The 11,802-nt window shown below is 58.6% G+C and carries 12 protein-coding genes; 6 read left to right on the top strand and 6 right to left on the bottom strand.

Going from position 1 to position 11,802, the window contains the following annotated elements; all coding sequences use genetic code 11:
- The first annotated feature begins 30 nt into the window (after positions 1-30).
- Both FTW19_RS10085 and FTW19_RS10080 read left to right on the top strand, forming a co-directional pair.
- A complete protein-coding gene (locus tag FTW19_RS10085; RefSeq protein WP_147647504.1) occupies positions 31-1,602 on the top strand; it encodes a GMC oxidoreductase in 1,572 nt (523 codons plus the stop codon).
- Position 1,603: 1 nt separating this feature from the next.
- Complete coding sequence (locus FTW19_RS10080; protein ID WP_187143404.1) at positions 1,604-2,314, top strand: cytochrome c3 family protein; 711 nt, start codon at positions 1,604-1,606, stop codon at positions 2,312-2,314.
- 70 nt (positions 2,315-2,384) lie between these two features.
- Here the strand turns inward: FTW19_RS10080 and FTW19_RS10075 are convergent, their stop codons facing one another.
- The 3 genes from FTW19_RS10075 to FTW19_RS10065 are packed head-to-tail and all read right to left on the bottom strand — an operon-like array spanning position 2,385 to position 3,696.
- The gene (locus FTW19_RS10075) at positions 2,385-2,813 is read right to left on the bottom strand and encodes a chemotaxis protein CheX (protein WP_147647502.1); all 429 of its coding nucleotides are present in this window, start codon (positions 2,811-2,813) and stop codon (positions 2,385-2,387) included.
- A gap of 2 nt (positions 2,814-2,815) precedes the next feature.
- Positions 2,816-3,196 carry a response regulator gene (locus tag FTW19_RS10070; RefSeq protein WP_147647501.1) on the bottom strand — a complete coding sequence of 127 codons (381 nt, stop codon included), beginning with the start codon at positions 3,194-3,196 and terminating at the stop codon, positions 2,816-2,818.
- A complete protein-coding gene (locus FTW19_RS10065) occupies positions 3,193-3,696 on the bottom strand; it encodes a chemotaxis protein CheD (RefSeq protein ID WP_147647500.1) in 504 nt (167 codons plus the stop codon). The genes FTW19_RS10070 and FTW19_RS10065 overlap by 4 nt, the downstream gene beginning before the upstream one ends.
- 190 nt (positions 3,697-3,886) lie before the next feature.
- On the opposite strand from FTW19_RS10065, the gene FTW19_RS10060 reads away from it, so the two are divergent.
- From FTW19_RS10060 to FTW19_RS10045, 4 genes are read left to right on the top strand one after another with little or no spacing between them, the layout of a single operon-like run.
- Positions 3,887-4,252, top strand: a complete 366-nt coding sequence (locus tag FTW19_RS10060) for a response regulator (protein WP_147647499.1) — start codon at positions 3,887-3,889, stop codon at positions 4,250-4,252.
- A 2-nt stretch (positions 4,253-4,254) separates the two neighbouring features.
- Positions 4,255-4,722: a hypothetical protein gene (locus tag FTW19_RS10055; RefSeq protein ID WP_147647498.1), complete on the top strand. Its 468-nt coding sequence runs from the start codon at positions 4,255-4,257 to the stop codon at positions 4,720-4,722.
- Between the two features lie 24 nt (positions 4,723-4,746).
- Complete coding sequence (locus FTW19_RS10050; RefSeq protein WP_147647497.1) at positions 4,747-5,190, top strand: chemotaxis protein CheX; 444 nt, start codon at positions 4,747-4,749, stop codon at positions 5,188-5,190.
- A gap of 38 nt (positions 5,191-5,228) precedes the next feature.
- The gene (locus FTW19_RS10045) at positions 5,229-6,638 is read left to right on the top strand and encodes an alginate export family protein (protein ID WP_147647496.1); all 1,410 of its coding nucleotides are present in this window, start codon (positions 5,229-5,231) and stop codon (positions 6,636-6,638) included.
- A 177-nt stretch (positions 6,639-6,815) separates the two neighbouring features.
- Here the strand turns inward: FTW19_RS10045 and FTW19_RS10040 are convergent, their stop codons facing one another.
- Genes FTW19_RS10040 through FTW19_RS10030 form a run of 3 tightly spaced genes read right to left on the bottom strand, consistent with a single transcriptional unit; the run spans position 6,816 to position 11,791 of the window.
- The gene (locus FTW19_RS10040; protein ID WP_147647495.1) at positions 6,816-8,636 is read right to left on the bottom strand and encodes a phosphoenolpyruvate carboxykinase (GTP); all 1,821 of its coding nucleotides are present in this window, start codon (positions 8,634-8,636) and stop codon (positions 6,816-6,818) included.
- A 30-nt stretch (positions 8,637-8,666) separates the two neighbouring features.
- Positions 8,667-10,214, bottom strand: coding sequence for a galactarate dehydratase (gene garD / locus FTW19_RS10035; RefSeq protein ID WP_147647494.1), 1,548 nt, complete (start codon positions 10,212-10,214; stop codon positions 8,667-8,669).
- Positions 10,211-11,791, bottom strand: coding sequence for an aldehyde dehydrogenase (NADP(+)) (locus FTW19_RS10030; protein ID WP_147647493.1), 1,581 nt, complete (start codon positions 11,789-11,791; stop codon positions 10,211-10,213). The genes garD and FTW19_RS10030 overlap by 4 nt, the downstream gene beginning before the upstream one ends.
- Positions 11,792-11,802 lie beyond the last annotated feature (11 nt).

The raw sequence follows: 11,802 nt of genomic DNA, 5'->3' as shown, positions 1-11,802 counted from the left end.
TGTTACCCCGGAAGGCATAGAGCATTCGTTATGGCAGAGAAGAAAGTTGACGTCCTGATCATTGGGTCGGGACATACCGGCGGCATGGCTGCAAAGATCCTCACGGAGAAGGGCATCTCCTGCACCATGCTGGATGCGGGTCCAATGCTCAACTTCGAGCGTGACCGCACCCTGAAGCCCGCAAATCAGCTCCCGTTTCGCGGTCTGGATGCGCCGGGCCGTCACCCACACATCTTTCAGGCAAGTGAGTTCAGCGCCAACCAGTGGGTCGACGAGAAGGTCATCCCGTACAACTACCCCGCCGGCCAGCAGTACAACTGGGTTCGTATCCGCAGCGTGGGCGGACGTTCGCCCTTCTGGGGCCGCCAGTCCTTCCGTCTGAGCGACTACGAGTTCAAGTGCAAAGACCACGATGGCTTTGGCGAAAACTGGCCGATCTCCTACAAGGACCTCGAGTCGTTCTACTCGCGGGTTGAAGGAATCTTCCGCGTGCAGGGCCACACGGACGGTCTGCCGCAATATCCTGACGGCAACTTCATTGAAGACAACGTTCCGTGGTCAAACGCCATGCAGCGCTTCGTCGATGCCGGCAAGAAGATGGGCGTGCCCGTAACCAAGCCCCGTTCGGCGCTCGGCACTGGCGGTCTGGCGGCATCTATCAACCTGCTTATCCCGGATGCTGTGGCTACCGGGAAGCTCACCACGATTCCTAATTCCATCGTGCGGAAGATCACCGTTGATAAGCACACCGGCCTGGCTGACGGCGTGATCTTCATCGACCGCCATTCCTATCGCGAGATGACCCTCAAGGCGCGTGTCGTCATTGTGGCAGCAGGAACTCTGGAGACGACGCGTCTGCTCATGATCTCCGAGATCGCTAACTCCAGTGGTGTGCTGGGCCACCATCTCTGCGACCAGATCTATGGCGCCGGCATCGCAGCTTCCGTGCCCGAGGCTCGTGGAGGTAAAGGTAAACGAGGTGTTACTGGCGGCGGTGCGCTGATTCCGCGTTTCCGCAACCTTGAGACAAAGACTCCGGGTTACCTGCGCGGCTACGCCGTCAACGTCTCCAGCAGCACCGGCCCCATGGACGCGCGCTGGTTCACAGAATACGGCAGCACCCTGGAGAAGAAGCTGGACGAGTATTACGGCAGCGGCTTCATCACCAATATCATGGGTGAAACTCTTGGCCACTACGAAAACCATGTCTCGTTGAACAAGCAGGTTGTGGATGCATGGGGCATGCCGACGCTCACCATCAGCACTAAATACGGCGACAATGAGATCAACATGGCGAAGGATATGGTCGACACTACCGCGGCCATGGCCGAAGCTGCCGGTTTTGAAGTACTGGTCCGCAACTATGAGTTCAACCCGCCCGGCTACTCGATTCACGAACAGGGCACCGCGCGTATGGGCGACAATCCCAAGACCAGCGTGGTGAACAAGTGGAACCAGAGCCACGACGTCAAGAACCTGTTCATCACAGATGCGAGTGTCTTCGTCTCCGCCGGATGGCAGAACCCCACTATCACCATGTGCGCCCTCGCGATGCGCGCTTCTGAATACCTGGCTGAAGAGATGCGAAAGGGGAACATCTAACATGCGTCGTTTCCTGCTGATCGCAGCTCTTCTGTGTACGGCCTCTGTTGTTCGCGCCCAGGACGTACCCTCGGGCGCCAAGCCCTCCACCGCCCCCGGGCCGGGAACCGTAGCCTCCTCCGGCGCACCTACCATCACGAATCCTGCGCCGGCGCCGACACAGCCTGTCGCCTTCAGCCATAAGAAGCACGCCGGAGACGGCAAGATGGCCTGCGATACCTGTCATGCCCCAGCGCGCAATGGAGTGACGGTAGCCATGCCGCAGGCCTCCAAGTGCATGTTGTGCCATGCCTCTATCGCCACTGACAAACCCGACATCAAACGCATTGCGGAAGCGGCGCAAAACAATCAGCTATTGCAGTGGGTCCGCGTGTATCGGGTGCCGTCGTTCGTCAACTTCAGCCACGACACGCACACCACCGCCGGAGCCCAGTGTGCGGACTGCCATGGTCCAGTGGCCGAACGCGAAGCCATTACGCGCGAAAAGGATCTCTCGATGGGCGGCTGCATCTCGTGCCACACCCAGAAGAGCGCGCCGACCGGTTGCGATACCTGCCATCAACTCAACTCTGTACAGCTACATGCTCCGCTTCCGGCGTCGCATGCGGCTCTGCTTGCGGGTCTTACGTCTTCCGGCCACACCGGTATGGATCAGTCTATCCATCGGTTCTTCACGGTGCTTAGCCCTTCGCTGACTTCCAGCACACCCTGAAATAGAATCGATGCAGCAAAAAAACAAAAGCCCTCTCTTCCGAGAGGGCTTTTCCGATTCGTACAGAGATCTAGTAGGTCTTTACCCACGCGACAAGCACACCCTCTTCCCAATCGAACTGGGCTCCCTGCTCCTGCGAGATGGGATTCATCACTGTTGGCGATGTCAGGGCAAAAGCGTGATCGTGATAGCAGTGTCCGAGCACGTTGCCGCATACCATGTTGGCCAGCTCGTTCATGACTTCGCCCACCTGCTGCTCGCTCAGATCAACGGGATCCTCTCCAAGGAAATCGGAGGCGATACGAACCGCCACCGGCCGCGGCGCGCGGATTCCAAAGCGGCCCTCCTCCGGACCGTGGAAGGTGAGGGTATGTTCCATCCAGGGTTCACCCGCAAAGGCTGCCATATCGACCGGCTCTCCCGGCAGGATAAAGCACATCGACTCCAGCACTTCGGTCATCGCTGTTTGAAGAGTTGCCGATATCTGTTCGACTGACATTGTTAAGCCTCCACGAATAGCTCGTTCAACGCTACTCCAAGCGTCTCCGGAGCAAAGGGTTTGGTGACATATCCTTTGGCGCCCAGCGCATTCATGCGCCGTACGCGTTCCTCACTGCGGTCGGTGGAGATCACCATCACCGGCAGTTGCGACAGAATGTCATCCTGCGACATCTGTTCCAATAGTTCTTCCCCAGTCATACGCGGCATGTTGATGTCCGTCAGGACTACGTCTACCGCCTCGATGCGCAGGATATCCAATGCTTCCAGGCCATCGTTGGCCTCGAAGCACTCCTGTGTCTCGAAGTTCGAGAGCATGAGCACTTTCCGGATCACCTTACGCATCGCCGGGGAATCATCGACGATCAATACATTCCGTGTCATACGTTGCGCTTCCTTTCCTCTGCTGCAGGCACTAATTCACGTTCCTTACCACCGTGCGAGATCACTACTCTTCCTGAGCTCGCATCCATGTGGACCGTTCTTGGCTCATCGCCGCCAACCTCTTCATGGTGCACCATGACGCCGGCCTTCCACAGGATCTTGCGCGCGGCTACATGATTTCGTTTCCCAATCTGAAATACATCGTTCGAACCGAGAACCTGGGCACCGCCGATCAGCGAAACCTTAAGCCGCTGCTTCAATGCTCCAAGCTCATAGGACATGCGGAAGAAGGCGGGAATACCACTGTCCGCAAACATAAATGGCTTGCTCCGGGCTCGTTCCGGATCGGTTGAAGAGTCCGGGAGCATGAAGTGCAGCAGACCCGCTACCCCTGCAACCGGGTCATGGATTACCACTGCGATGCATGAACCAAGAGCATGTGTCGCCAGCACACCCTGCGGATCAGCAGTCACGGCGCAATCGCTGATGCCTACGGTCATGAGAGATCTGCTTGTCAATGTCACGGTACCGCCCAAAAGTGTTTCAACATCATTCACCCTTCTTATCGACCCGGCAGTGGCCAACATGAGCCGACCTTTTGGGCGAAACTTCGCTTATATGCCCTCATCTTTCGGAAGCGACCGCCGATAAGGTCACCAGTCGCATCCCGCGACTACAAGCGAGCGAAATATGGACATCCTCTTGGTAGACGACAGCAAGACAATGCGCCAGCTGGTTAAACGAGCGCTACGCCAGGCCGGCTACGAAAATCTGCAGATCGGCGAGGCCGGCAACGGCGCCGAGGCGCTCAGCATGGTGCAGGCTGAACAGCCGAAACTTGTTCTTTCGGACTGGAATATGCCGGAAATGCTTGGCATCGATCTGTTGAAACGGGTTCGTGGTCAAAATTGCCAGGTGCCCTTCGGCTTTATCACCTCGGAATCTTCGGAAGACATCCGCGAGACCGCGATGAAAGAAGGCGCCAGCTTTTTCATCACCAAACCCTTTACCCCGGAAAATATCGACGCGGCTCTTGCGCCGCATATGAGCAAGTAGCTATGTCTGGACCCACTGCATTTGCGCTTTCCCACCTATTCACCGACCTGGTGGACCGCCCCGTCAACTTCTCGGAAGCAAGGACCCTGCCTGCGGTTGAGGCAAAAAAAGTCTATGGCGTTTACGAGACGTTACCGGCGGGGCGGCCCATCATCGTCCAGGCAGATCTTCCCTTTATTGCGGCGATTGCCGGGCTACTGATTGGAATGCCGGCAAATATCGCGCTCGAGCGAGCGCAGGTTGAGCCCATGGAAGACAGCGTGCGCGATCCCATCTATGAGGCATTGAATATCTGCTCAACGTGCCTCAGCGGTGGCGAGCGTGTGCTGCTTCGCATGATGACCACGAATAAGATGAAGATCCTTCACCCGGCTTCAGAACTCCTGAAGAAGTCTGGATCAGCCATTAACTACAAAGTTGTTATCTCTGGAAAGGACTGCGGCCTCGTCTCCGTGCTGGGAGTCTACTAGGGCCAAATTTAGGAGGACGTTTTCATGAACGTATCAAACACAATTCAGGATGCGCTGAGTGCACTTACAGGCTGTGAGGTACAGATGTCGCAGACTGGCTGCGAGAGCTTCCCAGTAGAGTTACATGCCGTTGTTGATTTCAACGGAACGCCATCGGGCATGATCCGCCTGGAGTTGAGCCAGGCAACAGCCGATCGCCTGAGCGCTACCATGCTCGGTTTCGACGATCCCAGCGAAGTCGATGACGTCGAGATGAGAAATGACGCCATCGGAGAGATCGTGAACATCATCGCCGGTAAGGTAAAGGCACTGCGGGGCAAGACCGACGCACTGCTGTCTATGCCAGTCGTCGGCGATATACAGGCCGACCGTCCGGAATTGGCTCACGACAACTTCAGCGGGATCTTCATGGTTGGAGAAGATGTTGTCCGCGTCTCCACCGGCTGGGACCATCCAAACGAACGATAAGAAATAAAGAAATTCCTGCTTCCTTTGCGAGTAACCCTATGACTGTCCGTCTATCCCGACTCTTCTTAGCCGCTGCGGTTTCTGCAGGCATGGTTGTTCCGTCCGTCCAGGCACAGCCCGCGCCTAAAGATAAAAAAGCACCTGCCAGGAAGATCGCTTCGACGCCGGTCTATGCCGATTATCCGCAGAAGAAGGGCAAGGTTCAGCCTATCAAGGTTGATCCCCTGCCACGCTGGCTCTCCTTTGACATGGAAGTGCGGGACCGCGGTGAACTTCAAACGGCCTACAACTACACCAAAGGTCAACGCATTTACAGCCTGACGCGTGTGCGTGGCGGTATGACGATTCGCCCGACAAGCTTCATGTCGGTTTATATGCAGTTCCATGACACCCATGCTCTTGGTCAGCCCGCCGGGCTGGTTGCCAGTAACATGCGCGATGGGTTCGATCTGCGTCAGGGCTATCTTGAGTTGCACCATCGTTATCTTCAGCTCATCGCCGGGCGACAGGAGCTGAAGTTCGGCAGCGAGCGCCTTATCGGTATCAGCGACTGGGCCAATAACAGCCGTACCTTCGATGCTTTCCGCCTGAGTATGGGAGGACGCAGGAACCACCTGGATCTATTCACCAGCTCTGTGGTTGCGGTGCATCCCACGTCCCTGGACACGCATGGCGCCGGTCTGAACTTCCATGGAGCCTATGCTTCCCTGCGTTCGATCGTTCCCAATGCCAACGTGCAGCCTTTTGTCTATATCAAAGCCATGCGCTCCGTAACCAGCCAGCAAAAGATCGCCGGCAGTGAGTTGGAGACCACCTTCGGCACCGAGGTCGAAGGCGCTCTGCCTGCGCACTTCAACTACCAGGCGATGGGAAACCTGCAGCGCGGCAGCTTCTCCAACAATACGATCCATGCGGGTGCGGGCTTTGCGAAGGTTTACTACAGCGCCGCGAAGCTGCCTTTACAGCCTCGGGCAGGTGTCGAGTACGATTACGCCACCGGCAACCCTCATCGCAACCTCAACCGCATCAGCACCTACGACCAGCTTTATCCCAGCAATCACAACGCCTTTCAATTGATGGACCTGTTCGGGTTCCAGAACATCAAGCAGCGCAGGCTCAATCTCGATCTGCGTCCAACAACCAACCTTACGTTGCTCTTCCAGGCAAGCCATCAGACCCTGACCACGAAGATGGATAGTCTTTACAACAGCGCCGGATCTGTTCTCGTCAAGGCTCCTACCACCGGCTTTGCCAATACCAATCTCGGAAACTCTCTCGATCTCTCAGCCAAGTACGTTTACCACGAGTCGGTCGTAGCTAATCTGGGCATAAGCCACCTCTTCCCTGGCCAGCTGCTCAAAGACAACAGCAAGGGACTTCCCGAAACGCTGGTTTACGTCGGTCTGACCTATCGTTTCCGCATGGATCACAATCCGCCGGCTGAATAGCCAGGGTATGTCCTAGAATCCGAAATCTAAAGTTCGTGACATAAATCATGAAGAGCTGTTGCCATCCGAAGCGTTGAAAAGCAGGTCCTTCACGAATCACCCCAGCGAACAAGTTCGCTGGGAACCCCGAACGTTCAGGATGACAACATTTACGACAAGAACTTCAGACTCAGGACACTAGAGTCTGCAGATGAGCAGTTCTCGTTCGTAGATCATCTCTGGTGGCAAGTGAGCGTGGAGCAGGAGGAAGAGTTCCTCATGGTCCATCACCTCTTTTCTCCAGGCGGCATGATCGACGTGCTGCAGTTCCAGGAACTGCTCGCGGGTGAACTTCAGCCCCTTCCAGTGCATGTCCTCATAGCGCGGCGTCCATCCGATCGGTGTCTCGTCGCTGCCCACTTTGCCCGTAGCCCGATCGACGATCCACTTCAGCACGCGCATGTTCTGGCTGTAGCCCGGCCACAGGAACTTCCCTTCCCCATCTTTGCGGAACCAGTTCACATGGAAGATACGCGGCGTGCGCTTCAGTTTTCGTTGCATCTTCAGCCAGTGACGGAAGTAGTCGCCCATGTGATAGCCGCAGAACGGAAGCATCGCCATCGGATCGCGGCGTACCGCACCCAGCTTGCCCGCTGCGGCGGCTGTCATCTCCGAGCCCATCGTCGCTCCGGTATAAACACCGCTGGACCAGTTGAAGGCCTGATAGACCAGAGGCATCGTCGTCGCTCTGCGTCCACCGAAGATCAGCGCCGAGATAGGAACGCCCTCCGGGTCTTCCCATGCCGGATCGATCGACGGACACTGCGATGCCGGCGCCGTAAAGCGCCCGTTCGGATGTGCTGCCGGCGTCGTTGAGGCCGGGGTCCAGGGTCTGCCCTGCCAGTCCAACGCCTCCGCAGGCGGCTCGTCCGTCATGCCCTCCCACCAGATATCGCCCGTTGGCGCACCGTTCTTCGTTACCAACGCAACGTTGGTGAAGATGCTGTTTTTGCTCAGCGCCGCCATCGCATTCGGGTTGGTCTTGGCGCTGGTGCCGGGAGCCACGCCGAAGAAGCCCGCCTCCGGGTTGATGGCTCGCAGATGCCCGGTCGCGTCCGGCTTGATCCAGGCGATGTCGTCGCCCACCGTCCACACCTTCCAGCCCTCGAAGCCCTTGGGCGGAATCATCATGGCGAAGTTGGTCTTGCCGCAGGCTGACGGGAAAGCAGCAGCGACATAGGTCTTCTCTCCCTGCGGCGATTCCACACCCAGGATGAGCATGTGCTCGGCCATCCAGCCCTCGTCGCGGGCGATGTTGGAAGCGATCCTGAGAGCAAAACACTTCTTGCCCAGCAGCGCGTTACCCCCATATCCCGAGCCGTAGCTCCAGATCTCGCGCGTCTCCGGGAAGTGCACGATGTACTTGGTCTCGTTCTGCGGCCAGGGAACATCCTGTTCCCCGGGCGCCAGTGGCGCTCCAACGGTGTGCATGCAGGGCACAACACGGCGGGTGTCCTTATCGATCTCGGCGAAGACGACCTTACCGATCCGCGCCATGATGCGCATGTTCACCACGACATAAGGCGAGTCAGTCAACTGCACACCGATCTGCGAGAACGGTGATCCGATCGGTCCCATCGAGAACGGGAGAACGTACATGGTTCTTCCCTTCATCGATCCGCGGAACAGGCTCTTCAGCTTCTTGCGCATCGCGAATGGGTCTTCCCAGTTGTTGGTCGGACCGGCATTGTCTTTCGACAGCGAACAGATGAAGGTACGGTCTTCGACGCGCGCGACGTCGCTCGGGCTGGAGCGGGCGTAGAAGCAGCCGGGCCACAACTTCGGATCGAGACGTTGAAAGGTTCCGGCAACCACCAGTTGTTCGCACAACCGGTCGTACTCTTCCTGCGAGCCATCTACCCAGTGAATCGACGACGGCTGGCATAGATCCGCCATCTTCTCTACCCAACGGATAAGGTGACGGTTCGTCGTCGGAAGCTCAGTCGTGTGCTGCTGCATCGTTCCTCGCGATCTGCGTGGCGGTGCTGCTTAGGTGACGGGCCCCGGATTGAAGAGGGCGTATTCGTTGTGCAGACCCCAACGGTCCGCCCATGTCTGCTGCTCACCGCTCGCGACCTTAAGGATAAGCCGAAAGATCTCCCAACCGATATCTTCAATGGTTGCTTCACCGGTAGCGATCTTTCCGGCATCCACATCGATGAGGTCGAACCACCGCTTTGCAAGTGAGCTGCGTGTGGCTACCTTGATGACGGGCGCCATCGCAAGACCATACGGTGTTCCGCGGCCGGTGGTAAAGACATGCATGTTCATCGCGGCGGCAAGCTGCAAGGTGCCGCAGATGAAATCGCTCGCGGGTGTCGCGGCGAAGACCAGGCCCTTCGTCGTGACGCGCTCACCAGGACCAGTAACAGCAGCAAGCGGACTTGTGCCGGCCTTCGCGACAGAGCCCAAAGCCTTCTCTACGATGTTGGCCAGGCCGCCCTTCTTGTTGCCGGGCGAAGGATTCGCGCTGCGGTCGACGTTATCGTGCGCGAGATACTCGTCGTACCAGGCCATCTCGCGCACCAGGTCCCGAGCCACCTGCTCGTTCGCTGCACGGGCTGTCAGCAGGTGGACGGCATCACGCACCTCCGTCACCTCAGAGAACATCACCGTAGCACCGGCACGGACCAGAAGGTCTGCAGCAAAGCCTACGGCGGGATTCGCGGTAACGCCGGAGAAGGCATCGCTTCCTCCGCACTGAAGACCAACAACTAGATCAGAGGCTGGACAGGTAACGCGCTTACGCTGATTCAGACGCTCCAGACGCTTTTCGGCCATCTCCATCAGGGCTGAGACCATCTCTTCAAAGCCGTAGTGCTCTTCGTCCTGCAGGCGAACCACGTAGGGTTCTTCGCTCAGAACAGGCAGCGTGCTGACAGGCAACATCTGTGAGGGCTGCATCTTCTCGCAGCCGAGGCTGACCACCATCGGCGCTCCGCCGAGATTAGGGTTCAAGCTCAGGTTCCGCAGTGTGCGGATAGGAATCTCAGCACCGGGCGCATTGATGGCGACACCACAGCCGTAGTTGTGCGTGATTGCGATGACATCATCGACGTTCGGATACTTCGGCAAAAGCTCCTGTTTGATGCGGCGAACAGCATAATCCACCGTGCCCGCGACGCACTGCACCGTCGTGCTGATGCCCAGGATGTTGCGCGTACCGACAGTGCCGTCGGGATTCCGGTAGCCCTGGAAGGTATAGCCCTCAAGCGGAGGAAGTGCGGCAGGTGTCTCGGTCGCTAGTGGCAAGGCATCGAGTGCCGGAGGAGGTGGCGAGGTCAATGCATCCTCGGCCACCCATCCACCCTGCGGAATTGCACGCGCGGTATAACCGATCACCGAACCGTAGCGAATCACAGCATCACCAGGTTGAAGCGCTACCAGGGCAACCTTGTGCGCCTCGGGGACTGCCTCTTGCAGGACAAGCCCGGAGGGAAACTCTGTTCCAGCGGGCAGACCTCCAGGATTCACAATGATGGCGACGTTGTCCTGAGGATGAACCTGGATATACCGCGGTTCGTTTTCTGAGCTCATCTCTGTTCCACCTTGCCATCGCGCAGTCGCCACAGGCCGAGCGAGTTGGCATCGTCCAGTTCCGCCGGCAGAAGCGCCGCCGGGAAGTTCTGGTAGCAGACCGGGCGAAGGAAACGATCGATCGCTGTGGCGCCTACTGAGGTGTAGTGATCGTTGCTGGTCGCCGGGAACGGTCCGCCATGCACCATGGCATGGGAGACCTCAACACCGGTGGGGAATCCATTCACCAGGATGCGGCCGGCCTTCTTCTCAAGAACCGGGACAAGCTCCCGCGCCAGCTCCGTATCCGCTGCCGTCATATGCAATGTCGCCGTAAGCTGCCCTTCGAGCGATGCGGCAATCGCCAGCATCTCTTCCTTGTTCTCGCACGCGATCAGAATGGACGACGGGCCGAAGACCTCTTCCGAGAGATGGCGGTCCTTCAGAATCTCACTAGCCTTGGTCTGGAAGAGCGCCGGCACACCGCCCCACGCTGCGCTTCCCGCCTGACCTCGAGCTACTGTCTGCACGGAAGCATGTGCTTCTACTGTCTTCACGCCCTTTTCATAAGCATCGTGGATTCCCTTGTTCAACATCGTCGTTGCGGTCTTGGCACACATCTTCTCAGCCGCAACCTGGGCAAAGCCGTCGAACTCCGGTCCGGCCAAGCCCAGGACCAGGCCAGGCTGGGTGCAGAACTGTCCCGTGCCCAGAGTGGCGGAGTCTGCAAAGCCCTGAGCAAGCGCAGCTACATCACCCTGCAGCGCGCCGGGCAGCAGAAAGACCGGGTTGACGCTGCTCATCTCGGCATACACAGGGACCGGCACCGGCCGCTTCGCGGCAATGCCAGCGAGCGCCAGGCCCCCAGCGCGGCTGCCGGTAAAGGCAATGGCAGCGATGGCAGGATGCGATGCCAGGGCGCCACCGACGCCGTTGTCCCGCCCCCCAACCATCGCGAAGACGCCTGCAGGCAGATTGCTGGCGGCAACGGCCTTTTGAATCGCGCGGCCGACCAGCTCCGACGTGCCAGGATGCGATGGATGCGCCTTGGCAACGACAGGGCAACCGGCCGCGAAGGCCGATGCCGTATCGCCACCGGCTACGGAAAACGCCAGCGGGAAGTTACTCGCGCCAAAGACCACGACCGGGCCGATCGGAATCTTGCGCAACCGCAGGTCGGGCCGCGGAAGCGGCGTACGATCCGGCAGCGCTGAGTCCAGAACCGGGGAAAGCCATAGTCCCTGCCGCACCACCTGCGCGAAGAGACGTAACTGGCCGACCGTCCGGCCGCGCTCGCCTTCAATCCGGGGACGCGGCAGACCGCTCTCAGCCATGGTGCGCTCGATCAGCTCATCGCCCAGATCGAGGATCGCCTGCGCAACGGCCTCGAGAAACTTTGCGCGCTCTTCCAGCGTGGTGCCGCGGAATGCATCGAAGGCCTCTGCTGCAAACGCGCAGGCTTCGTCCACCTGTTCTGTAGTCGCGCCGTAAAAAGTCGGCTCCAAAGCCTGGCCCGTTGATGGGTTCCAGCCCGTAAAGGCCTCGCCCTTGCCTGCAACCGCTTTTCCGCCGATCAGAATCTCGCCTGTAATCTGCATTCAGTTCTCCC

The sequence above is a fragment of the Terriglobus albidus genome (assembly GCF_008000815.1).
Lineage (GTDB): Bacteria > Acidobacteriota > Terriglobia > Terriglobales > Acidobacteriaceae > Terriglobus > Terriglobus albidus_A.
Note: the sequence above shows the minus strand (reverse complement) of the source record. Positions and strands in the feature narration are given on the sequence as shown.